Source organism: Phaeobacter piscinae (assembly GCF_002407245.1).
Taxonomy (GTDB): domain Bacteria; phylum Pseudomonadota; class Alphaproteobacteria; order Rhodobacterales; family Rhodobacteraceae; genus Phaeobacter; species Phaeobacter piscinae.
In genome coordinates this window covers 591,534-615,438 of sequence record NZ_CP010681.1, presented here as the reverse complement: position 1 = coordinate 615,438, position 23,905 = coordinate 591,534, and the positions used below count along the sequence as shown (strand labels likewise).

General features: G+C 61.6%; 23 protein-coding genes. 11 read left to right on the top strand and 12 right to left on the bottom strand.

All coding sequences use genetic code 11. The annotated features are described in order from the left end of the window. The first annotated feature begins 163 nt into the window (after positions 1-163). Complete coding sequence (locus tag phaeop14_RS02790) at positions 164-1,384, top strand: MFS transporter (protein WP_040181933.1); 1,221 nt, start codon at positions 164-166, stop codon at positions 1,382-1,384. A 25-nt stretch (positions 1,385-1,409) separates the two neighbouring features. Here the strand turns inward: phaeop14_RS02790 and phaeop14_RS02785 are convergent, their stop codons facing one another. The 10 genes from phaeop14_RS02785 to coxB form a co-directional block, all read right to left on the bottom strand. Continuing rightward, positions 1,410-2,834, bottom strand: coding sequence for an FAD-binding oxidoreductase (locus tag phaeop14_RS02785; RefSeq protein ID WP_096788693.1), 1,425 nt, complete (start codon positions 2,832-2,834; stop codon positions 1,410-1,412). 49 nt (positions 2,835-2,883) lie between these two features. Continuing rightward, positions 2,884-3,474: a GNAT family N-acetyltransferase gene (locus phaeop14_RS02780; RefSeq protein ID WP_040172069.1), complete on the bottom strand. Its 591-nt coding sequence runs from the start codon at positions 3,472-3,474 to the stop codon at positions 2,884-2,886. After that, the gene (locus tag phaeop14_RS02775; protein WP_096788692.1) at positions 3,474-4,736 is read right to left on the bottom strand and encodes a M16 family metallopeptidase; all 1,263 of its coding nucleotides are present in this window, start codon (positions 4,734-4,736) and stop codon (positions 3,474-3,476) included. Before phaeop14_RS02775 ends, phaeop14_RS02780 begins: the two co-directional genes overlap by 1 nt. Continuing rightward, positions 4,733-6,121 carry a threonine synthase gene (thrC, locus tag phaeop14_RS02770; RefSeq protein WP_096788691.1) on the bottom strand — a complete coding sequence of 463 codons (1,389 nt, stop codon included), beginning with the start codon at positions 6,119-6,121 and terminating at the stop codon, positions 4,733-4,735. The genes phaeop14_RS02775 and thrC overlap by 4 nt, the downstream gene beginning before the upstream one ends. Before the next feature lie 4 nt (positions 6,122-6,125). Next, positions 6,126-6,800, bottom strand: coding sequence for an SURF1 family protein (locus phaeop14_RS02765; RefSeq protein ID WP_096790208.1), 675 nt, complete (start codon positions 6,798-6,800; stop codon positions 6,126-6,128). Between the two features lie 118 nt (positions 6,801-6,918). Continuing rightward, entirely contained in the window at positions 6,919-7,734 is an 816-nt protein-coding gene (locus phaeop14_RS02760; protein ID WP_040172059.1) for a cytochrome c oxidase subunit 3, read from the bottom strand. A 24-nt stretch (positions 7,735-7,758) separates the two neighbouring features. Continuing rightward, positions 7,759-8,346, bottom strand: a complete 588-nt coding sequence (locus phaeop14_RS02755) for a cytochrome c oxidase assembly protein (RefSeq protein WP_040172055.1) — start codon at positions 8,344-8,346, stop codon at positions 7,759-7,761. Continuing rightward, on the bottom strand, positions 8,346-8,528 hold the full coding sequence (locus tag phaeop14_RS02750; protein ID WP_024098237.1) for a hypothetical protein: 183 nt from the start codon (positions 8,526-8,528) through the stop codon (positions 8,346-8,348). The genes phaeop14_RS02755 and phaeop14_RS02750 overlap by 1 nt, the downstream gene beginning before the upstream one ends. A 1-nt stretch (position 8,529) precedes the next feature. After that, positions 8,530-9,471: a heme o synthase gene (gene cyoE / locus phaeop14_RS02745; protein ID WP_040172052.1), complete on the bottom strand. Its 942-nt coding sequence runs from the start codon at positions 9,469-9,471 to the stop codon at positions 8,530-8,532. Between the two features lie 122 nt (positions 9,472-9,593). Beyond that, positions 9,594-10,433, bottom strand: a complete 840-nt coding sequence (gene coxB / locus phaeop14_RS02740) for a cytochrome c oxidase subunit II (RefSeq protein WP_040172049.1) — start codon at positions 10,431-10,433, stop codon at positions 9,594-9,596. A gap of 199 nt (positions 10,434-10,632) precedes the next feature. Between coxB and tldD the strand changes: the two genes are divergently transcribed. The 5 genes from tldD (at position 10,633) to phaeop14_RS02715 (ending at position 18,025) form a co-directional block, all read left to right on the top strand. Beyond that, positions 10,633-12,054: a metalloprotease TldD gene (tldD, locus tag phaeop14_RS02735; protein WP_040172045.1), complete on the top strand. Its 1,422-nt coding sequence runs from the start codon at positions 10,633-10,635 to the stop codon at positions 12,052-12,054. Between the two features lie 295 nt (positions 12,055-12,349). Next, positions 12,350-13,588, top strand: a complete 1,239-nt coding sequence (gene dprA, locus phaeop14_RS02730) for a DNA-processing protein DprA (protein ID WP_096788690.1) — start codon at positions 12,350-12,352, stop codon at positions 13,586-13,588. 113 nt (positions 13,589-13,701) lie between these two features. After that, positions 13,702-16,404, top strand: coding sequence for a type I DNA topoisomerase (gene topA / locus phaeop14_RS02725; RefSeq protein ID WP_096788689.1), 2,703 nt, complete (start codon positions 13,702-13,704; stop codon positions 16,402-16,404). Positions 16,405-16,663: 259 nt separating this feature from the next. Further along, positions 16,664-17,383, top strand: a complete 720-nt coding sequence (locus tag phaeop14_RS02720) for a CoA transferase subunit A (protein ID WP_040172528.1) — start codon at positions 16,664-16,666, stop codon at positions 17,381-17,383. A 12-nt stretch (positions 17,384-17,395) separates the two neighbouring features. Further along, complete coding sequence (locus phaeop14_RS02715) at positions 17,396-18,025, top strand: 3-oxoacid CoA-transferase subunit B (protein ID WP_096788688.1); 630 nt, start codon at positions 17,396-17,398, stop codon at positions 18,023-18,025. A gap of 62 nt (positions 18,026-18,087) precedes the next feature. Here the strand turns inward: phaeop14_RS02715 and phaeop14_RS02710 are convergent, their stop codons facing one another. After that, positions 18,088-18,591, bottom strand: coding sequence for a hypothetical protein (locus phaeop14_RS02710; protein WP_096788687.1), 504 nt, complete (start codon positions 18,589-18,591; stop codon positions 18,088-18,090). A 138-nt stretch (positions 18,592-18,729) separates the two neighbouring features. Next, the gene (locus phaeop14_RS02705; protein WP_096788686.1) at positions 18,730-19,659 is read right to left on the bottom strand and encodes a lytic transglycosylase domain-containing protein; all 930 of its coding nucleotides are present in this window, start codon (positions 19,657-19,659) and stop codon (positions 18,730-18,732) included. 353 nt (positions 19,660-20,012) lie between these two features. Here phaeop14_RS02705 and phaeop14_RS02700 point away from each other — a divergent pair, with 353 nt between their 5' ends. From phaeop14_RS02700 to phaeop14_RS02685, 5 genes are all read left to right on the top strand, one after another. Then, positions 20,013-20,198, top strand: a complete 186-nt coding sequence (locus tag phaeop14_RS02700; RefSeq protein ID WP_014873714.1) for a hypothetical protein — start codon at positions 20,013-20,015, stop codon at positions 20,196-20,198. Positions 20,199-20,288: 90 nt separating this feature from the next. Beyond that, entirely contained in the window at positions 20,289-20,465 is a 177-nt protein-coding gene (locus phaeop14_RS19715) for a hypothetical protein (protein WP_014873713.1), read from the top strand. Between the two features lie 150 nt (positions 20,466-20,615). Beyond that, complete coding sequence (cpaB, locus tag phaeop14_RS02695; protein ID WP_096788685.1) at positions 20,616-21,476, top strand: Flp pilus assembly protein CpaB; 861 nt, start codon at positions 20,616-20,618, stop codon at positions 21,474-21,476. A 227-nt stretch (positions 21,477-21,703) separates the two neighbouring features. Beyond that, a complete protein-coding gene (locus phaeop14_RS02690) occupies positions 21,704-23,110 on the top strand; it encodes a type II and III secretion system protein family protein (protein ID WP_040172526.1) in 1,407 nt (468 codons plus the stop codon). 19 nt (positions 23,111-23,129) lie between these two features. Continuing rightward, positions 23,130-23,756 (top strand): OmpA family protein, encoded by a 627-nt coding sequence (locus phaeop14_RS02685; RefSeq protein WP_096790207.1) that lies wholly within the window; start codon positions 23,130-23,132, stop codon positions 23,754-23,756. Positions 23,757-23,905 lie beyond the last annotated feature (149 nt).

The window sequence follows — 23,905 nt, the reverse complement described above, 5'->3', positions numbered from 1 at the left end:
CCTTTCGGACCACGGGATAGGGGCGCGGCCACAGTCGGCGGCGACGGCCCGAGATACCGCCGCCGACATAATCTGCGGTGATTGACACCCCTGCTGTCCCTCTCCCCTCTTGGAAGGGGTGATAATCATTGCAGCATGTCGGCGCGTCTCATAGCGTGCCGACATGTCCACCTCTGCTATCCTCGACAGTCGCTATTCCTGGGCCAGACTTCTGGTCACGCTGGCCATTGCCACGGTCGCGAACGTCGGCATGTGGGCGGTGATCGTGGTCATGCCCGCGGTCGAGGTCGAATTCGGCGCCGATCGCGCTGCGGCCTCGCTGCCTTATACATTGACGATGATCGGCTTTGCCGTGGGCAATCTGGTGATTGGCCGACTGGTTGACCGGTTCGGCATTACGCTGGCCCTTTGCGCGGCGGCGCTGCTCAGTGCTGTCAGCTACGGGTTGGCGATGCTGGCGCCGGATATGATCTGGCTGTCGGCAGCGCATCTGTTTCTGGGGCTGGGCACGGCGGCGGGTTTTGGACCGCTGATTGCCGATATCTCCCATTGGTTTCAACGACGGCGCGGCATTGCGGTGGCACTGGTCGCCAGCGGCAATTACCTCTCCGGTGCGATCTGGCCCACTGCTCTGGCCGGAATGCTGGCCGAAAGCGGGTGGCGCAGCGTCTATGCCACCCTTGCCGGGGTCACGCTGCTGGTGGTGATCCCGCTGTCGGTGGTCTTGCGACGCCGCATCGCACTCAGCGCGCAGGGCGACAGTGCCGCGACTTCTGCCAGCAATGCCGCACGGGTGGGGCTCTCCCCGCGTCAGCTGCAATGGATATTGGGGCTGGCAGGCATCGGCTGCTGCGTCGCCATGTCGATGCCGCAGGTTCATATCGTCGCCTATTGCGTTGGTCTTGGCTATGGCCCGACGGTGGGGGCTGAGATGCTGTCGCTGATGTTGCTGGGCGGCGTGGTCAGCCGGGTGATTTCCGGTCTGGTGGCGGATCGGTTCGGCGGCGTGCGGACACTGCTGGTGGGGTCCATCCTGCAATGTATCGCGCTGTTTCTGTACCTGCCGTACGACGGTATGGTCTCGCTCTATCTGGTCAGCGCCATCTTCGGACTGGCACAGGGCGGTATCGTGCCGAGCTATGCGTTGGTGGTGCGGGAGTACATGCCCCCGCAGGAGGCAGGCACCCGCGTGGGGTTCGTGATGATGATGACCATCCTTGGCATGGCGCTGGGGGGCTGGATGTCGGGCTGGATCTACGACGTCAGCGGATCCTATCAGCTGGCCTTTGTGAACGGGATCTTTTGGAACGGGCTCAATATCGCGATCATGGTGCTACTGCTGATGCGCAGCCGACCCGCCCGCCCCCGGATGCAGCCAGCCTGAGCCACCTTACCTGGCCTACCTGTGCTTAGTCGGCGGGTGGCACCACGGCACCGGGGTTCATGATACCGTGCGGATCCAGCGCCTGTTTGATCGCCCGCATCGCCGCCAGTTTCACCGGATCACCATAGCGCTGCAGATCCGCCACCTTCAGCCGTCCGATGCCATGTTCAGCACTGACCGAGCCGCCGTACTCATGGGTCAGATCATGCACGCAGCGCTTCACATCGCTGCGCAGATGCTCATAGGCGCTGCGATCCTGCCCCTGCGCAGGAAAGACGTTGTAGTGCAGGTTGCCATCGCCCAGATGACCAAAGCAATTGATCCGCATATCCCCCAGCGCTGCCAGACGCTTGCCGCCCTCGGCAATGAAATCGGGAATACTCGAAATCGGGACCGAGATGTCGTGGCTGGAGACCGACCCGATGCGGCGATTGCCCTCGGGGATATGCTCGCGCACCGACCACAGCGCCTGCCGCTGCGCCTCTGACTGGGCAATAACGCCATCGGCGCAAAGACCGGCCTCAAATGCGCTCTCGAACACTGCCGCCAGCGCCTCCGCCGGGCTGCGCCCGCTGGGCAGACCAAGATCAATCAGCACACACCATTCTGGCAAATCGTCAAACGGCAGGCGCAGATCCGGCAGCGTTTGGCGCAGGAACTCAAGCCCCTGCCGGTGGATCAGTTCAAAGGCGCTGATCGTCTCGCCCAGTTGATCACGCGCCAGCGCCAGCAAGTCAATTGCTGCGGCGGGCGAAGCAACCGTCAGGATCGCGGTGCCCTCTTCCGCCGGGATCGGCGAAAGCTTCAGCGAGGCGGCGGTAATAATGCCCAGCGTGCCCTCGGCCCCGATCAGAAGGTTGCGCAGGTCATAACCGGTGTTGTCCTTGCGCAGGCGGCTGAGGCCCTGCCAGATCTCACCATTGGGCAGCACCGCCTCCAGCCCCAGGCAGAGATCGCGCGCATTGCCATAACGCAGAACATTGACCCCGCCGGCATTGGTCGCAAGCGTGCCGCCAATTCGCGCCGTACCCTCTGCCGCCAGTGACAGCGGGAACAACCGACCCGCCGCCTGCGCGGCGGCCTGCACATCGGCCAGCACCATGCCCGCCTCAACCGCGATCACGTTCTCCTGCGGATAAACCCCGCGCAGGGCGGTCATGCGCTCCAGCGAGATCACCAGCGGTGCCGGCCCCTCCGCGCCCATGATCTGCCCGCCGACAAGCCCGGTGCCGCCGCCATAGGGCACCACAGGCACACGGGCGGCATGGGCGGCCCGCAGAAGTGTCGCGACCTCCTCAGTCCTGCGCGGCAAGGCCACAACACCCGCCTGCCCGTGATAGCGGCCACGCGGCTCTTCCAGATACCGGGGGTCCGCCGCGCGCAGGGTGTCCTCGGGCAGCAAAGCGCGCAGATGGTCGATAAAACCGGTGTCCGCAGGGTTCAGGGTCATGCGCGTCTCTCCTATTGCCGTGCTATGGTCGACCGCGCCCATCAGGGCGTCAGGCTTGTCCGACCTGCGTGCGTCCGCGCCGATCATGGCGCAACGAAGCATATAGGACATGTGTCCGCCAGCGCCCGTTGATTTGCAGATAAGATTGCGCCACGCCTTCATATTTGAAGCCGGCACTCTCCAACAGCCCGCGGGAGGCGGCGTTTTCCGGCAAACACGCCGCCTCGATCCGGCTCAGATCCAGCTTGGTAAAGGCGTGATGCACCACCGCCCCGATCGCCTCGCGCATATAGCCGTGGCGGGCGAAGGGCTGGCCGGTCCAATACCCCAGCGTGCCCGCCTGTGCAGGCCCGCGCCGGATATTGTCCAGCGTGATCGCCCCGACCAGAAGCTGATCACTGCGTCGGATCAGAAACAGCGGCAGTGCCGAGCCAGAGCTGACCGCGCGGCGCGCCCAGTAAACCCGGTTGGTGAAGCTTTTACGGCTCAGATGATCTGTCGCCCAGCTGGGCTCCCACGGGGTGAGATAGCCCTGGCTGTGCTGGCGCAGCGCGGCCCAGTCGCGAAAATCCGCATGGATCGGCGGCCTGAGTGTTAGGCGTTCGGTCTCAATGCGCACCTTGCGTCCGGTCAGCAGCATCAGGCGGCGCGCCTCTCCTGCAGGGCGGTCAGCGGGGCGGCATCGCCCACCGGACCATAGAGCGCCAGCGCCATGGACGCGCGGTGGGCCATATCCTCGGCCATGGCGCGCACATCGGCGGTGGTCACCGCATCAATCCGCGCCACGGTGTCCTCCAGTGGCGGCACCTCGTCCCAGATCTGCACCAGACGGGCCAGCCGTTCGGCACGGTTGGTCGGGCTTTCCAGCCCCATCAGCATCCCCGCCTTCATCTGCGCCCGCGCACGATCCACCTCGGCGTCGCTCATGTCGCTGGCAGCGCGCTTCATCTCGTCGATGGTGATGCCAGCCAATTCATCCAGCTGATCCCCGGATGTGCCCGCATAAAGCGTCAGCGTGCCGGTGTCGGCATAGGCACCGGTCTGGGCAAAAATCGTGTAGCACAGCCCGCGTTTTTCGCGCACCTCCTGGAACAGGCGGCTCGACATGCCGCCGCCCAGGGCGCTGGAGTAGATCTGCGCGGTGTAGATCGCATCGTCGCGATACCCCGGCCCCTCAAAGGCCAGCGCGATATGGGCCTGCTCCAGCGCCTTCTCCTGCCGCGCCTCACCGCCGGTGAAGGTTGCCGCCGCAGGCATAACCAGCGTCTTGGCGGCCATGCTGCCGAACAGCTCTTCGGCCAGTTTCACGATTGTGTCATGGTCCACCGCACCAGAGGCGGCGAGGATCATCTGACCCGGTCCGTAGTGTTCACCGACAAACCGCTCCAGATCCTCACGGTCAAAGGCACGCACCCGCTCAGCCGGACCAAGGATGGTCCGCCCGATGGGTTGGTCATGATAGCTTTCTTCCTGAAGCCAGTCGAAAATCACATCATCGGGCGTGTCCAACGCCTGACCAATTTCCTGCAGGATCACGCCGCGCTCAATCTCAATCTCGCGCGGGTCGAACACCGGGTTCAGCACGATATCGGCCACGACATCCAAGGCCAACGGCACATCTTCCTGCAAGACACGGGCATAATAGGCCGTCACCTCGCGGCTGGTGTAGGCGTTGATATAGCCGCCCACATCCTCAATCGCCTCAGCAATTTCCAGCGCGCTGCGCCGCTTGGTGCCTTTGAACGCCATATGCTCAAGAAAATGAGCAATCCCGTTCTGCTCAATCCGCTCGTTCCGCCCGCCTGCGGTCACCCAGACGCCGATGGCAGCAGATTGCAGCCCCGGCATGGTTTCGGTGACGATTCTGAACCCGTTGGCGAGTTGGTGTTGTTGAACTGTCAATGCGCGATGTGCTTTCTGATATGTGTCTCAAGAGTGGTCAGATCATTGGCGATCCGTGTCACCCGTTCCGATCTGTCATACAGATCTGCCATGCGCGGGGGAAGAGGCGGATGAATGCCGCTGGCCTCTTCTACAGCCGCCGGGAATTTCGCCGGATGCGCAGTGGCCAGCGTCACCATCGGGACCGCAGGGTTGCGCTGTTCATTGGCAACCTTCACGCCGATGGCGCTATGCGGACACAGCAGCTCGCCGGAGGCCGCGCGTTCCGATGTGATGGTGGCGGAGGTTTCCGCTTCCGAGCAGCGCCCGGAGACATAATGCTCCTGCAAGGCCTGCATGGCGCCCTGGCTGACTTCGAAACCACCCGACTTCAGCTCGTCCATCAGCTGGGCCACGGCGGCGCCGTCCTGCCCGTAGGCATAGAACAGCGCGCGTTCAAAGTTCGACGACACCTGAATATCCATCGACGGCGAGATTGACGGGATGGTCTCGCCCTTATGATAGCCCTGCCCGCTCAGACAGCGGTGCAGAATGTCGTTCTGATTGGTCGCCACCACCAGCTGGTCAATCGGCAGCCCCATCTGCTTGGCGATGAAGCCGGCGAAAATGTCACCGAAGTTGCCAGTCGGCACGGTAAAGCTCACCTTGCGCTCTGGCGCGCCCAGCGACACGGCAGAGGTGAAGTAATAGACCACCTGCGCCAGCACCCGGGCAAAGTTGATGGAGTTCACACCGGCCAGGCGGACCTCATCTCGGAACTCAAAGTCGTTGAACATATCCTTCAGCGCGGCCTGGCAGTCGTCAAAATCGCCATCCACGGCCAGCGCATGCACATTGGCATCGGCGGGCGTGGTCATCTGACGGCGCTGCACCTCCGACACCCGGCCATGGGGGTAGAGGATGAAGACATTGACCGCATCCAAACCACCAAAGGCCTGAATCGCCGCAGAGCCAGTATCGCCGGAGGTGGCCCCCACGATGGTCACGCTTTCGCCGCGCCGCTTCAGCGCGGTTTCAAACAGCTGACCGATCAGCTGCATGGCAAAATCCTTGAACGCCAGCGTCGGGCCGTGGAACAGCTCCAGCAGGAAATGGTTCGGCGCCAACTGCACCAGCGGCGCGCGCGCGGCATGGCCAAAGCCGTCATAGGCCCGGGCGATGAGGCCGCGAAATTCCTCATCGGTGAAGCAGTCGCCAAGGAACGGGCGCATCACACGAAACGCGACCTCCTCATAGGAGAGACCGGCGAGGGCCGCGATCTCCGCCTTGGACATGGTCGGGATTTCGGCCGGAACATAAAGCCCGCCGTCACGGGCAAGCCCAGTCAGCATGGCATCTTCAAAGGTCAGCTCGGGCGCCTGGCCCCGGGTCGAGATATATTTCATCGCTTCAGCCTTCGGATTTTGGGCGCGAGCGCCACAGGAAATAGGTGGTCATGGCGGCCCAGATCAAGGCCAGCGAAAACCAGGTGATCGCGTATTGCAAGTGATTGTTCTGGATGCCTGCTGTGGTCACCGGCTGCGGTGTTACATCCGCGTCGGCAGAGGCACTGCGGGCGACGATCAGCACCGGTTCGGTGCCCAGCCGTTCGGCCATATAAGCCACATCGCGCGCATAGAGGATATTGGTATCGACCTCGGGAGCCGGAGTGGTCCAGTCGCCCTCATCCGGCCACAGGAGGTTGCCGGTGATCGCGGCGGCGCCGGTGGCACGCGCGCGCTCCTTCGCGGCGGCGGGAACAAAACCCCGGTCCAACAGCACCCGCCGGCCATCTTCGGTCAGAAAGGGGGCGATGATGCGGTAGCCGGTCTCAGCCGTCTTGGTGACCCAGAACACATGCAGTTCCGCCGCTTCAACCTCGCCAGTGACCGACACCGCGCGGTAGCGATCCTGCGCCTGCGTCGGGGTCTCTGGCAGGGCAACCGGGGCCGCCGCGATCCGGGCGTCGATGGTGCGCAGCAGGTCTTCTTTCCAGGCCAGTCGCTGGATCTGCCAGATCCCCAGTGCCATCAGCGCCGCAAGGCCCAGACCGCCAACAAGGGATAGAAAGATCAACCGTCGCATCACGCTGTCCTTGCGAATGAGAAAGCGCGCGGAGCATGGCTCCGCGCGCTGCATGTCTTACGGGGTCAGGTCGGGATTCGAAACCACAAACCTGTACCCGTTACAATTCGGGATGCCCTTAGTGGGCCAGACCTGCGGTGCCCCAGACGTAAACCGCCACGAAGAGGAACAGCCAGACCACGTCAACGAAGTGCCAGTACCAGGCAGCGGCCTCAAAACCGACGTGCTGCTCGGGGGTGAAATCGCCTTTCATCGCGCGGATCAGGCAGACGGTCAGGAAGATGGTCCCGATGATCACGTGAAAACCGTGGAAACCCGTGGCCATGAAGAAGTTCGAGTAGAACTCATCGCCGCCAAATTCCCAGCCTTCGTGCAGCAGGTGAACATATTCATAGCCCTGCAGGAAGGTGAAGAAGACACCCAGCAAGATACCGATGGACAGGCCCTGGATCAGCGCCTTGCGGTCATTGTTGTGGACCAGCGCGTGGTGCGCCCAGGTGACAGCACAGCCAGACAGCAGCAACACCAGCGTGTTGATCAGCGGCAGGTGGAAGGCATCAACCGGATAGATGCTCGGCGCCACATATTCGGTGCCGACATAGGTCTCCATCGGGTAGATCGCGTGTTTGAAGAACGACCAGAACCAAGCGAAGAAGAACATCACTTCGGACATCACAAAGAGGATGAACCCATAGCGCAGACCGATGCGAACAACCGGGGTGTGATCGCCCTGACGCGCCTCGGCAACAACCTCTGCCCACCAGGCATAGGCGCTGTAGACCACCATGATGAGGCCGCCCCAGAACGCATAGGCTGTAACGCCATGCATCCACAGAACCGCGCCAAACAACATGATGAAGGTCCCGAGCGAGCTGAGCAGCGGCCAGATCGACGGCGGAAGAATATGATAGTCGTGATTTTTAGCGTGCGCCATTTAAGTGTCCCTCACCAAAGCGGCCTAGTTCGTGTTTGTGCCTGCCCCGGCTGTATCACCGGTTTCAAGGGCGGCATACCCTTCTGGCAGATCGATTTCATAGAATGTGTACGACAGCGTGATCGTATGCACGTATTTTCCGTCCCGATCCTCGACAATTTCAGGATCGACAAAGAAGGTCACAGGCATTTCCACCCGTTCCCCCGGTTGCAGCACCTGCTCTTCAAAGCAGAAACAGGCGATTTTCTCAAAGAAAGCGCCGGCCGAATAGGGCGTCACATTGTAAGACGCCTGCCCGGCAACGGGGCGGTCGGTCGGGTTGTAGGCCTCATAGAAGGCCAGCCCGGTTTCCCCGATCTTGATCTCCATCTCACGCTCAACCGGGGTGAATTGCCACGGCATATCGCGTTCCTTGGAGGCGTCAAAACGCACGGTGATGGTCTGATCCAGCACCGTATCAGAAGCCTGATCCGCAACGCCAGTGACGCCGCCAAAGCCGGTGACCCGGCAGAACCAATCATAAAACGGCACCGATGCCCAGGCGAGCCCACCCATCAGGACAACAACACCAACCAGCTGTACGACGGTTTTCTGTGGTCCCTGCAATGCCATCAGTTCTGCTCCTCGGTCTGTTCCACAGCGGCGGCAGTATTGGGGAATTTGAACCCTGCCGATGTGACCTTGACGATGGTCAGGGCCAAAACCAGCACCACGAAGGATCCCAGCAGAACCCCAACGCCAATGTTGCGGCCTTTCCGTCTCTGGTGCAGCTCATGCTCTTTGCGCAGGCTCATCTTACCAGCCTCCCAATCCGTAGGGTTTCAGCACAGCCTCAGCGAGGATCGCGCCGAAGTGCAGGAAGAGGTACAGCAGCGACAGTTTGAAGAAGCTGCGCTCGACTTTGAAGTTGTCCGCCTCGCTGTCGTCTTCGTCACGACGCGAGATCTTCCAGGCGCCTTGCAGGAACAGCGCGTTCAGCACCAGCGCCACCCCCAGATAGATTGGGCCACCCACGCCGGAGAAGGCCGTGCCAACCGCCAGCAGGGCCAGCAGGGCCGTGTAGATCAGAATATGTTTGCGGGTGGAGCGGCGGCCATGGGTCACAGTCAGCATCGGCACGCCCGCATCGTCGTAATCCGAGCGCATGAACAGCGCCAGCGCCCAGAAATGCGGCGGCGTCCACATAAAGGTCAGGGCGAACATCAGCCAGGGCTCAACTGCCATGGAGCCTGTGGCCGCAATCCAGCCAATGACCGGCGGGAAGGCGCCCGCAGCGCCACCAATGACGATGTTCTGCGGCGTCGCGCGCTTCAGCCACATGGTGTAAATCACCACGTAAAAGAAGATGGTGAAGGCCAGAAACGCCCCGGCAAACACATTGGTTGCCAGTGCCAGCATGATCACCGACAGACCGGACAGCGCCAGCCCCAGCGACAGCGCCTCACCCGGCTCTACCTTGCCTGCGGGGATCGGGCGGCTCTTGGTGCGTTTCATCACCTGATCAATATCGGCGTCCCACCACATGTTCAGCGCCCCGGAGGCGCCACCGCCGATGGCAATGAACAGGATAGCGCTGAAGCCGATGACAGGGTGCACGCCAACGGGCGCAGCCAGAAGCCCTACCAGCGCCGTGAACACCACAAGGGACATCACGCGCGGTTTGAGCAGGGCAAAATAATCCCCGAACTCCGCGTCCCCTTGCTGGACGGTGCTGGCGTTGATGCTTGCGTCAGTCATGGTGCTCTCTTCTGTCGTGATCTGTCTTAGCGAAAGCGGGCGCGCAGCGACTGCGCGGCCCGATCCGTTTTCACGTGATAGCTAGGTGGCACCCGCCCGGAGGCAAGCGCCAATCGTATCGCTCAGTTGGAGGCGACCTGATAGGACTGGGGCAGACCGGCGTATTCTTCGATCGCGCCTTCCAGCCAGGCGTCATAGGCCTCTTGGCTCACCACTTTTACAGTGATCGGCATATAGGCGTGGTCCTTGCCGCAAAGCTCGGAACACTGACCGAAGTAGATGCCTTCCTTGTCAGCCTTGAACCACAGCTCCGCCAGACGACCGGGAACCGCATCCTGCTTCACGCCAAACGCCGGGATGGTCCAGGAATGGATCACGTCTGCACCGGTCACCTGCATCACGACGGTTTTACCGACAGGCACGACAACGGCAGTGTCGGTGGCCAGCAGATACTCATCTTCGGCGTAGCCGTTGTCAGCCAGTTCTTCTTTGGCCAGCATGAAGCTTTCGAAACCGAACTCGTGGTCAACATACTCATAGCCCCAGTACCACTGGTAGCCGGTCACCTTGATGGTGATGTCGCCCTCGGGGATTTCCTGCTGACGGAACAGCTCCGGCAGCGAGAAGGAGCCGATAAACACCAGGATCAGGATCGGCACAACGGTCCATGCGATTTCAACCGGCGTATTGTGGGTGAACTGGGCCGCATTCGGGTTGGCGCGACGGTTAAACCGCACGATTGCATAGAGCAGCAGCCCCCCGACAAACACACAAACAGCGGTGATGATCACCAAAATCATGTAGTCCAGAGAATGGATGCCTTCGGCAAGCTCGGTCGCTGCCGGCTGAAAGCCAAGGCCGCCGTCAACCGGCTTGCCAATGGTTTCCAGACCTTCTTGCGCCATAGCTGGAAGGCTCGAGAGGCCCGAGAAAAGGCCTGAAAGCATCAAAGCGTTCTTCATGTCATGTCCTGATCAGTTGATCGGTTGATCGAGTTGTTCCTGCGCCGACGTCCTATGTCGGAACTTTGATTCCACAAAACGCGCCGGACCCGTTGTCTTTGACGCTGCTAAAAATCATATTCCATCGTGCAGTTAAAGAGGAATGCTCGCGTCAAAGCGTCGCTTTCTTGATTTAGATCAAAAAAACCGAGGTCAAACCATGGATACCGCAGCCTTCCGCCCGTTTGAAACAACCCTGCCCGAAGACGAGGCCCTGGGGGTCCTGCGTTCGGCCCTTGCGGGGGCTGATGATGGGGAGATCTTTGTCGAGCGGCGCAAGTCGGAGGCGCTGGTTTTTGATGATGGCCGGTTGCGCAATGCCAGCTATGATGCCGCCGAAGGGTTCGGCCTGCGGGCGGTCAATGGCGAGGTCGCTGGCTATGCCCATTCCACCGATGTCTCCATTGCCGGGCTGAAGCGCGCCGCCGAAACCGCGCGTCTTGCCGTGGGCGATGGCGGCGGCACCATGGCCCCGCCACCGCCGCGCACCAACACCCGTCTTTATACTGAGAATGATCCGATTGGCGCGATGCCCTTTGCCGTGAAGGTGGAGACCCTGCGCGAGATCGACGCCTTTGCCCGCGCACAGGACTCGCGGGTGGTGCAGGTCTCAGCAATGCTGGCGGCCTCCCTGCAGGAGGTTGAGATCCTGCGCGCAGATGGCACCCGCGTGCGTGATGTGCGCCCGATGACCCGGCTCAATGTCTCGGTGATTGTCGAACAGGACGGCCGCCGCGAAAGCGGCTCTGCCGGCGGCGGTGGGCGCGTGGGGCTGGACGGTCTGGTGGATCCCGCCGATTGGCAGAGCAAAGTCCGCGAGGCGCTGCGCATCGCCTGCGTCAACCTTGAGGCCGTTCCCGCCCCCGCCGGTGAGATGGACGTGGTGCTTGGCCCGGGCTGGCCCGGCATCCTGCTGCACGAGGCGATCGGCCATGGGCTGGAAGGGGATTTTAACCGCAAGGGGTCGTCCGCCTTTGCAGGCCTTATGGGTCAGCAGATCGCCGCCAAGGGGGTGACGGTGCTGGATGATGGCACTATCGCCGACCGGCGCGGCTCCATCACCGTCGATGACGAAGGCACGCCCAGCCAGAAAACCACCCTGATCGAGGATGGCAAGCTGGTGGGCTTCATGCAGGACCGCCAGAACGCGCGCCTGATGGGCGTGGAGAGCACCGGCAATGGCCGCCGCCAAAGCTACGCCCACGCGCCAATGCCACGGATGACCAATACCTATATGCTGGGCGGCGATGCCAACCCCGACGATCTGGTCGCCTCCATCAAGGATGGCATCTGGGCCGTCGGTTTTGGCGGTGGTCAGGTCGACATCACCAACGGCAAATTTGTGTTCTCCTGCACCGAGGCCTACCGGGTGAAGGATGGCAAGGTCGGCGCCCCGGTCAAAGGCGCAACCCTGATCGGTGATGGCGCCACCGCTCTGAACAAGATCCGCGCGCTTGGCAATGACATGGCGCTCGACCCCGGCATGGGCAATTGCGGCAAACAGGGCCAATGGGTGCCGGTGGGGGTTGGCCAGCCCACGGTGCTGATGGGCGGTCTTACAGTTGGCGGCTCCGCCACCTAAGCCTCTGTCAACGACGGCGGCGGTATCGCCGCCCGACTCGCCACAAGAATCGCCGCCATGTCGCTAAACGGCCGACTCGGTGGCGGTTTTCGATGATTTAACGGCTCTGGCAGCATCATTGACGGACGCCTAACCGGTCGTTGTTTCGCCTGTACTTTTAGCGATGGCAGTTTTTTGCTTTTATCAGAATGAGTTAGAATTCAGTTTGTTAAAATATTTCCCTTAATTCTTCATGTTCACCACCTGTTAACCACTCAAGAGCTAATCATAGTCTTGCAACAAGGCGGAGCGCAGGATGACCGAAGAAGCACATTCTTCCACTCACCCCCCACTCCCACCCACCACGGAAGATACTCGGATTTCCTGGCTCCGTCTTTTGCGCTCAAGACGTGTTGGCGCGGTGACGTTTCACCGTCTCCTCGCGAAATATGGATCAGCGCAGAACGCGCTGTCCGCGTTGCCTGAAATGGCACGCGCCGCTGGCGTTAAAGGGTATAAAATATGCTCTGCTGAGGCGGCACTGGCCGAAATCACGGCCGCAGAAGCCGCCAATGCGCGGCTTTTGTGCTTTGGGGAGGCCGATTACCCATCCCATCTGGCCGCGCTGCGCGATGCCCCGCCCCTGCTGTGGGCCATGGGGGACCCGGCGCATCTGAACCAGCCCACCATCGCCATTGTCGGCGCGCGCAATGCCTCCTCACTTGGCGTTCGCATGGCCCGCGCCCTAGCCCGGGAGTTGGGCGAGGCCGGGTATTGCGTCATCTCAGGACTGGCGCGCGGCATTGATACCGCCGCCCATATGGCCGCCCTGCGCACCGGAACCTGCGCCGTGATGGCGGGCGGTGTCGATGTGATCTACCCAACTGAAAACACCCGGTTGGCCGGGGATATCGCCGAACAAGGCGTGATGATTTCCGAACACCCAATGGGCATGTCCCCCCGCGCGCGGCATTTTCCGGCCCGCAACCGCATCATTGCCGGCGCTGCTCAGGCTGTGGTGGTGGTGGAAGGTGCCGCCAAATCCGGTTCGCTGATCACCGCACGCGACGCGCTGGACCTGGGCCGCGACGTGCTGGCAGTGCCCGGCCACCCGTTTGATGCGCGGGCTGCGGGCTGCAATATTCTGATCCGCGACGGCGCCCAGCTGGTGCGCAACGCGCAGGACGTGATCGAGGCGCTGCCGCCGATGGATCTGTCGCACCGCGTGGTGGCCGAACTCTCCGACCGGCCGGTGCCCCCGCCGGAGGCCGCGGCCAGCGCCCGCCTCACGGATTTGCCCCCTCCCCCGCCGCCGCAGCGCGATCTGCGCGAGACCGCAGCGCTGCACCAGCGGATCCTCGACCGTCTTGGCCCTGTTCCCACGGCAGAAGATCAGCTGGTCCGCGACCTGGCAGTCACGTCACGCGATCTGGCCCCGGCGCTCACCGAACTGGAACTCTCCGGCGACGTCGCCCGTGCGGCTGGCGGCCTCCTGATCCGGGGGGATTTCGACCGGGAGCCACAGGGCGCACCGGCCCCCAAATCCCAGCGCTGATTGACGCAACAGCCCATTGTCATTCGAAGCCGGATTGACAATCTCCCCTTGCACCCCACATGTTGCCCCGCCATAGAGCGCCCGCAGCCCGTCCCATAGAGGTTTACGAATTTATGCCCGTTGTCGTTGTAGAATCCCCAGCTAAAGCCAAGACAATCAACAAATATCTTGGCTCCGACTACACGGTTCTGGCCTCTTACGGACATGTGCGCGACCTGCCTGCCAAAAACGGGTCCGTCGAACCCGACGATGATTTTGCAATGACCTGGGAGGTCGGCGCCGACAGCCGCAAACATGTCAAGGCCATCGCCGATGCGCTGAAAGACGACAACGCCCTGATCCTCGCAACTGACCCTGACCGCGAAGGCGAGGCGATCAGCTGGCACCTGCAGGAAGCGCTGACCAAACGCCGTTCGATCAAGAAAGATACCCCGGTGAGCCGGGTGACCTTCAACGCCATCACCAAGGAAGCGGTGACCGAGGCGATGAAGAACCCGCGACAGGTCGATATGCCGCTGGTGGAGGCCTATCTGGCTCGCCGAGCGCTGGACTATCTGGTCGGCTTCAACCTCTCGCCGGTGCTCTGGCGCAAGCTGCCCGGCGCCCGATCTGCCGGGCGGGTGCAGTCGGTCTGCCTGCGCCTGATTGTTGAGCGTGAGATGGAGATCGAGGCGTTCAACCCACAGGAATATTGGTCCGTGAAGGCAAGCCTCGCGACACCGCGCGGACAGGAGTTCGAGGCCCGTTTGACGGTTCTCGGCGGTGACAAGTTGGACAAATATGCGCTGGCCAATTCCACCGCGGCCGAGTTGGCGGTGCAAGCCGTTGCCAGCCGGTCCCTGACCGTGCAATCGGTCGAGGCGAAACCCGCCTCCCGCAATCCATCAGCGCCCTTCATGACCTCCACCCTGCAGCAGGAAGCCAGCCGCAAATTCGGCATGGGCGCGAAACAGTGCATGAACGCCGCGCAGCGCCTCTATGAGGCAGGCTACATCACCTATATGCGGACCGATGGCATCGACATGGCGCCAGAGGCAGTGCAAGAGGCGCGCGCCGAAATCGCCAAGCGCTACGGCGCCGAATATGTGCCGGGATCACCCCGGATCTACAAGAACAAGGCCAAGAATGCGCAAGAGGCGCATGAATGTATCCGCCCCACCGACATGAGCCGCGACGCCAAGAGCTTGAAAGTCTCCGAGGATGACCAGCGCAAGCTTTATGATCTGATCTGGAAACGGACCCTCGCCTGCCAGATGGAAGGCGCCCGTTTGGAGCGAACGACGGTTGATATCGGCTCTGACGACCGTCAGGTGGTGCTGCGCGCCACCGGTCAGGTGATGTTGTTCGACGGCTTCCTGCGTGTCTACGAAGAAGGCCGCGATGATGTTGTTGACGATGACGACAAGCGCCTGCCGCAGATCATGCAGGGCGAGTCGCTGAAATTCGCGGCATCCCTGGCCGCGCAGGCGGAGAAAGCCGACGCAGGTGGCGCCATCCTGTCAGACGACAAGGCGGTTCTGGGCCTGCAGCACCACACCCAGCCGCCGCCCCGCTTTACCGAGGCGACATTGGTCAAACGCATGGAAGAGCTGGGCATCGGTCGCCCCTCCACCTATGCCTCTGTGATCACCACGATTCAGGACCGCGAATATGTCCGCAAGGACAAGAACCGCCTGTTCCCCGAGGATAAGGGCCGGATCGTCACCATCTTCCTGCTGAACTTCTTTCGCACCTACGTGGGGTATGAATTCACCGCCAATCTGGAAGGTGAGCTGGACGACGTCAGCGCCGGGGACCGCGACTACAAGGATCTGTTGAGCCGGTTCTGGCGCGATTTCTCCGCCGCAATCTCTGAGACCTCCGACCTGCGCATCACCGAAGTGCTGGATGTGCTGGATGACGCGCTGGCGCCGCAGCTGTATCCGCCGCGCGAAGATGGCGTGGATCCTCGCATCTGCCCCAAATGCGGCGCCGGTCAGCTGCATCTGAAAACCTCGCGCACCGGCGGGTTTGTCGGCTGTGGCAACTACCCGGAATGCAACTACACCCGCCCCATTTCCGGGGAGGGCGCGGAAGGCTACGAGCGTGTTCTGGGCGAGGACGATGGGGATGAGATCCACCTGAAATCCGGTCGCTTCGGGCCTTACGTGCAGCGCGGTGAAGCCACGCCCGAGAACAAGAAACCGCCACGCTCCTCTCTGCCCAAACAAGGCAAGGATTTCCTGCCGGGCTGGGGTCCGAATGAGGTCACGCTGGAACAGGCGGTCACCCTGCTGACCCTGCCCCGCGAGATTGGCCAGCACCCTGAGGGCGGCGCGATTCAGGCCAATCTGGGGCGCTTTGGTCCCTATATTGCGCATCAGAAACCCGACGAGGAAAAGCCGGTTTACGTGAACCTCAAGGAAACGCTCGACGTCTTTGAGATCGGCATGAACCGCGCGGTGGAAATGCTGGCGGAGAAACGCGCCAACCCCGGTCGCGGACGCCGCGCCGCGGCCAAGGCGCTGAAAGAGCTGGGCGATCACCCCGAAAGCGGCGGTGCCATCAGCATCATGGACGGGCGTTACGGGCCTTATGTCAAATGGGAGAAGGTGAACGCCACCCTGCCCAAGGACGTCGAGCCGAAGGATGTCACAGTCGAGATGGCCGTGCAGCTGATCACCGAGAAAGCTGGCAAATCCGGCGCCAAGAAGAAGGCTCAGGCAAAGAAGGCAGCCCCGAAAAAGGCCACCGCCAAAAAGACAGCGGCGAAGAAACCCGCCGCGAAAAAGCCCGCAGCGAAAAAGAAGGCCGAGACCAGCAGCGACGAGGGGTAACCCGCCCGCCGCTGGCCGACTCTCCCAAACTGCGCCGGCCCAACCGCTCCTGCCTAGTAAACTCCCGCTTGGTCAGCCCCGTCTTGCGACGGGTCTCGACCCGTTGGGCATGGCGCCGCTGACGCGTCGCGCTGTGCCGCCCCATCCGATGCTCTGCACCGCTGTCCGTAGAAATACGTGTCTTTCTCCGTATCGTTGACTCTGTCCCCGGCGGGCGTCAGAACTTTGCCAACCTGGCTGATGATCATGGGAGATGGATATGAAAAAGGTTTATTCCAACGCTGCCGAGGCGCTGGACGGTGTGCTGCACGATGGCATGTTCATCGCCGCAGGCGGGTTCGGGCTCTGCGGTATTCCGGAACTGCTGCTTGATGCGATCAAGGACGCAGGCACCAAGGATCTGACCTTCGCCTCCAACAACGCGGGCGTTGATGATTTCGGCATCGGTATCCTGCTGCAGACCAAGCAGGTGAAGAAGATGATCTCCTCCTACGTCGGCGAAAACGCGGAATTCATGCGCCAGTATCTCTCCGGTGAGTTGGAGCTGGAGTTCAACCCGCAAGGCACATTGGCGGAACGTATGCGCGCTGGTGGCGCAGGCATTCCCGGCTTCTTCACCAAGACTGGCGTGGGCACCGTCATTGCCGAGGGCAAGATGGAGAAACAGTTCCCCACCGGCGAAAATGGCGCCATGGAAGACTACATCATGGAAGAAGGCATCTTTGCCGACCTCGCCATCGTCAAGGCCTGGAAGGCCGATGAGACCGGCAATCTGGTGTTCCGCAAGACCGCCCGCAATTTCAACGTGCCTGCCGCCACCTGCGGCAAGATCTGCGTTGCGGAAGTTGAGGAAATCGTCCCCGTCGGCAGTCTTGACCCCGATGCGATCCACCTGCCCGGCATCTATGTGCATCGCATCATCCAAGGCGATCACGAGAAACGCATCGAACAGCGCACCACGCGCCCCGCAGCACAGTAAGGAGACCGCGATATGGCATGGGACCGCAATCAAATGGCCGCCCGCGCGGCACAGGAACTGCAGGACGGCTGGTATGTGAACCTCGGCATCGGCATTCCGACGCTGGTCAGCAACCACATCCCCGACGGCGTCAACGTGACCTTGCAGTCCGAAAACGGCATGCTGGGCATGGGCCCTTTCCCGATTGAGGGCGAAGAGGATGCCGACCTGATCAACGCCGGCAAGCAGACCATCACCGAACTGCCCCAGACCGCCTATTTCGACAGCGCGCAATCCTTCGCGATGATCCGCGGCGGCAAGATCGCCATGGCGATCCTCGGCGCGATGGAAGTCGCCGAAAACGGTGATCTGGCGAACTGGATGATCCCCGGCAAGCTGGTGAAGGGCATGGGCGGCGCGATGGATCTGGTCGCAGGCGTCGGCCGCGTGGTGGTGGTCATGGACCACACCAACAAACACGGCGACAGCAAGGTGCTGAAAGACTGCACCCTGCCCCTGACCGGCAAAGGCGTGGTGGATCGCATCATCACCAACCTTGGCGTGCTGGATGTGGTCGAGGGCGGTTTGAAGATCGTTGAGACCGCCGAGGGCGTCAGCGAGGATGAGCTGCGCGCCGCAACTCAGGCGACCATCGTCAACTGATCGCCGCAAGGCACCCTCAAAACGACGCGGCCCGCCAGATCATCTGACGGGCCGTTTTTCTGTCACGCACCTGCAAACTTGGCCGGTGGCGTCGCAGTCGGCCGCCCCCGTGGCCGCCCCTGTGGCCGCAAGGAGGACCACAACGGCAACTCCGCCGCATTCAGCAACTCATACATATGGACGCGTTTGTCGTACCAGTTGACGCTCATCTCCCGGTCCTGCTCGAACACGATAACACAGTAGTCATCACCATTCTGATCGCAGCTGTCGCGTCCCAACACGGTGACCAGTACCGGATCAACCAGATGGCGGTTGAACAGCACCTGCGCCTTCACCGTCTTGCCCGACAGATGCAGCGCACCGGCAAACAGCGCCACCGCCACCAGAATATGCCCATAGCCGGAAAAATTGCTGAGCGGGTTGGCACTCGCCAGCCCCGGCCCGAAGGCCACAAACAGCAAGCGCCCGAAAAAGCCAACAAATGCGATGGTGCCGAACATGATAATATTGTCAGTCGCCGCATGCGAACCTGCGGCCAAAGCCGACGGATCAATCCCTAAATCCAATGCCTGTCTCCACAATCACTTCAGGTAGAATATGTTCGCGATAAATCAGCCAAATCGGGCAGAAACATGATCCCGGCGGTGAAACCTTAACAATTTTTCGAAAAACAGCGGCGCCATGGGATTTGGCACCCTTCTGGTCTACTTCACCCGGCGAAACACACAACCATCGGTGATCAGCTCCGGCGGAGTCATACACAGGCTGCGCGCCACCTGAAACGCCGCCAGCACCTTGGGCACGTAATCACGCGTCTCGGCAAAGGGCGGCACGCCTGCATGGCTGCGCACAGAGCCCTCGCCAGCATTGTATCCCGCGAGCACCAGAACCGGATCACGGTTGAACTCTCCCATCAGCCAGTTGAGGTATTTCACCCCGCCCGCGATGTTCTCGCCACTGTCCAGGGCGTTACTGACCCCAAACCGCGCCGCAGTGTCCGGCATCAGCTGCATCAATCCTTGCGCGCCTGCACTGCTGACCGCCTCGGCCTTGCCTGCCGATTCCACGGCAATCACCGCCAGCACCAATGCCGGAGAGACATCAGTCCCCACACTGGCCGTCAGGATCTGCACGCCGCGTGCAGTGGCAATCTCCTGCATCAGTTGCAGCCGGGGCGCCGCCACCGGCGTGTCCCCATCCAGCGCCCGCAGCGCCTTGGCCAGGCGACCGGGACCGCCGTCTGCCAGACTGTCGGAGATCTCTGCCCAGAACCCGGTATAGCGCCCCTTATGCGGTGCGGCAGGCGCGACCGCCTCCGTGGCGGCGGGCGGCGCGGGGATATTGGCGGGCGTCTCGATCTGTATCTTGATCCGCTGTTTGGTGCCGGGCTTGGGCGGGCGTACGCGCTTCGCCTCAAACTTAGGGAAAGGCGCTGGTGCGGCTTTCTCAACCGTCTGCGCGCCGCTCTCGTCAGCGCTGGTGGTCGAGATCACAGCCGAGGCCGCAAGCGCTGCGGCAACCCTGCGCGACCAACAGTCCACATGCCCACCCGCGCAACCAACACTGGGAGGCTTGCGCCGACTCGCCGACGTAAAGGCCGCCAAACGGCCAGAAATGGATCGCCAAAGACTCATGGGGCTGCTCTGCCTCTGTTTTCGCCACCGAGACTCGCCGAAGCACCGGTAAAAATCCAGATTTGCGGCCCAGATTCTGGCGGATTTGCCATATTTACCAAGATCTGCCGCCCCAGAGCCACGGGTGTTGATAAGAAGTAAAAATAATAACGGTTCAAATTCAATGACTTAACTAGATCATTGGCAAAAAGTTAAAGTAGGGCAAATGAGTCCGCGTTTCAGCCCAAATCCTGCCACGCTCCGCTGGCTATATAGCTTCACACCAAGTCGAACAGAGCCGAGCAGGAGAGAGCAGGCTCACAAACGTACGGCAAGGTTGAAACACACTTTTAGATCCTTTGGAGGGACGAACCATGATCAAATTCATCAAAAACTTCCGTAAAGACGACTCTGGCGCCGTGACCGTTGACTGGGTTGTTCTGACCGCTGCTGTGGCCGCTCTGGCAGGTGTTGTTTACACCTCGATCGAAAACGGCGCGTCGAACCTGACATCCGCGACCGGCTCCTACCTGGGCACCAAAGGTCCGTCCGACTCCTAAGTCGCTTTTGACCTGACGAGTTTGAGGGCCGCGCCTTTTGCCTAAGGTGCGGCCCTTTGCCCAAGGAACCTTCGGTTAGCGAGGTCCAGTATGAACAGGTTCAAGCAATTCATTGCCAAAGACGACGGCGCAGTCACCGTTGACTGGGTGGTTCTGACCGCTGCGATCGTTGGGTTGGTTGTGCTCATCGCCGCCTCTATGGAGGATGGCGCATTGGGACTGGCCGACCTGTTGGCAGCCTATATGACCAATTGGTCGTTTAGCTGATCGGGGCGCGGCAACGCGTCCTGTCCGCCGGTGGCGAATGGCATCGGCGGCAGCACTGGGACAGAACGCCCGGTTCAGGCAACGGTTTGACCGACCCAGGCACCGGTGTTGCACCCGCAACGTCGGCAGCCCTTGATGAGAGGTACCACCATGCGTGCAGTATTCGGACTTGTCCTCATTGTCGGAGTCGCCCTTGCTGGGGGGGCTGTGATGATGGCCAAGAACTACATCACCGCTTACCAAAACGAACTCGCCCGCGAGCGCGCCTCACGGGGTGAGAGTATTCCGTTGGTCGATGTCTTTATCGCCAACACGCAACTGAAATACGGCGAACGGCTGACCAAAGAGCACATCCGCTCCGTCCGCTGGCCCGAGAATGCCATTCCCGAAGGCGCCTTCCTGACCATGGATGCGCTGTTCCCGCCGCAATACCCCGATGATCATCGCGTGGTGCTGCGCCGCATGGAAAAGGATGAGGCGATTCTGGCGGTCAAGGTCACCAAACCCGGTGAAGACGCGGGCATCACCTCCCGCCTGTCCAAAGGCATGCGCGCCTTTGCGATCCGGGTTGATGTCTCCTCCGGCGTGTCCGGTTTTCTGCGCCCCGGTGACCACGTAGACGTCTACTGGACCGGTTCGCTTAATGATCAGAACGGTGGCCGGAATGGCGAATTCACCCGTCTGATCCAGACCAATATCGAACTCATCGCCGTAGATCAGACCGCCGGCGGCGATCTGGATGGCGCCGTGATCGCGCGCACCGTGACTGCCGCCGTGCGCCCCGAACAGGTCGCCGCGCTGGCGCAGGCGCAATCCACCGGGCGGCTGTCACTGTCACTTGTGGGCGCGGGCGATGACACCGTGGCTTCGGTAATCGAGGTCGACCAGCGCAGCCTGCTGGGTCTCGGCGCGATCGAGACACCACAACAGGCCGAACAGGAAAAGGTCTGCACCATCCGCACCCGTCGGGGCGCTGAGGTGGTCGAGATCCCAATTCCCTGCACCAACTGAACCGCGACATCGCATTCTTGCAAAGGTTTCAGATGGATAACATATCAAACACCGCCCCTCCGTGGGCGGTGTTTTGTTGTGATTGTTGCTGCTTCCCCACAGGTGGACCCCAGTAGCTGCACCCCGGAAGTCATTGATTCTTGCAAAAATTCGCCGATGCGCGCAAAGTGGCGCGAACAATGGGCAAAAAGACCCTGTATCGAGGCGTGATCGGAAAGGCAGGTCACATGGCTTTTAGACGGTATATAGCGGCGGCCCTCACCGGGCTTTCGCTGGTGTGTTTCCCGGTTGCAGATGCGGCTTGGGCAAATGGGTTGCGGGTGGTCAAAAAGGGCACCGCTGCCAATCTTGATGTGCCAATGAACCGGGCGGTGGTTGTCGAAAGCGACGTGCCCTTCTCAGAACTCAGCATCGCCAATCCCAGCATCGCCGATATTTCTTCGCTGTCGGATCGCACGATCTACGTTCTGGGCAAGGCCCCGGGTCTCACCACGCTGACCCTGCTGGATGCCTCGGGTCGCCTGATCACCAACGTCGATGTCCGCGTGGCCGCCGATGTCAGCGAATTCAAGGAACGTCTGCGGCAGATCCTGCCCGGCGAGAAGATCGAAGTCCGCACTGCCAACGATGGCATCGTTCTCTCCGGTGTCGTGTCCAGCTCTGCCCGGTTGCAGCGGGCGCTGGATCTGGCCGAACGCTATGCGCCTGAGCGAGTTAGCAACCTGATGTCGGTCGGCGGCGTGCAGCAGGTCATGCTGAAAGTGCGTTTTGCCGAAATGCAGCGCACCGTCTCCAAATCCCTCAGCGCCTCGCTCGGCGTGAAGGGCGGCAACAGCGTTGGCGTCAACGGCGGTACCAGCACCCTCAACACCCAAGGCGCGCTGACCAACAGCCTGTCCGGCAATATTCCGGCCGCCAATGACAACACCGGCGCCTTTGTCTTCGGCTTCAATGCCGGTGCCTTCCAGGTCAATCTCCTGCTGGAGGCGCTGGAGCAGAAAGGCGTCGTCCGCACCCTGGCAGAGCCCAATCTCTCCGCCCTCTCGGGGCAGGAGGCCAAATTCCTCGCCGGCGGTGAATATCCCATTCCCGTCGCCCAGGAAGACGGCGTCATTACAATTGAGTTCAAACCCTTCGGGATTGAGCTGAACTTCATCCCTCGCGTGGTCGATGCGGATGTGATCAATCTGGAAATGAAGGCCGCTGTCTCCGCCATTGATCCGACCAATTCAATTGAACTGAACGGCCTCAGTATCGCAGCCTTCTCGCGCCGGGAAAGCGTGACGACGGTTGAAATGCGCGATGGTGAGAGCTTTGCCATTGCCGGTCTGATCCGCGATGAATTCCGCGACAACTCCTCGCAGCTGCCCTGGATCGGCGATGTGCCCGTCCTCGGCTCACTGTTCCGCAGCGCCAACTACCAGCGCGCGCAGACCGAACTGGTGATCATCGTCAGCGCCCATCTGGTAACCCCGACACGCGGCGAGGCGCTGAGCCTGCCGACCGATCGTATCCGCCCGCCAAGTGAGAGTGAATTGTTCCTGATGGGCCGGGTGGCCAAGGGCCAGAAAGGCCCCGCCAGCGAAGTGGCCAAGCAGGACTTCAATGGCTCTTACGGCTATGTGATGGATTAAGCAGAGGGATATGGGGCAGATGATCAGATATGCAGCACTCTTTGGCCTGTCCCTGACAGTGGCCGCCTGTGAATACGAGGCGGGCGAACCGCTGGACCGTTCGGTCTTTGGCAATGCCACCAATTCCAACGCCGCCGTGATGGCCGGAGAACGCGATTTCGCAATCCAGCTCGCCACCCGCTTTGCCGAAGAGGTGCCGACCACCATCACCTTCGCCTTTGACAGCGCCCAGCTTGATGGCAATGCCCGCGCGGTGCTGGATCAGCAGGCCCATTGGATCCGGCAATTCCCCGAGGTGCGATTCCGTGTCTTTGGTCATACCGATGCCGTCGGCTCCGCCAGCTACAACAAGGCCCTTGGCCTGCGTCGCGCGCGCGCAGCTGTGAACTACCTTGTCGGGCGCGGCATCAGCCGCAGCCGATTGCAGGCCGTGGTCTCCTTCGGCGAGACACAGCCTCTGATTCCGACCTCAGACCGCGAGCGTCGCAACCGCCGCACCGTCACTGAGGTCAGCGGTTTCCTGAAGCGCCATCCCACTGTTCTGGATGGGAAATACGCGCAGATTATCTACCGTGAGTACGTTGAAAGCGCGGTGCCACGGACCTCGCTCACCAGTGAGCGGTCGATCAAAACCACCCTGGAATAAACACGGCAAAACAGGGTTGCCTGCGGTTAACCCTGTTCAGGCTTTGTTAGGAATTCCCCACAAATGGGCGGCCTTGGCCCCAATCTCGCCCAGATCTTCCCCGACATTGTTCTCAAGAGGTAATGTGCGTCCATCAATCGGATGCACGT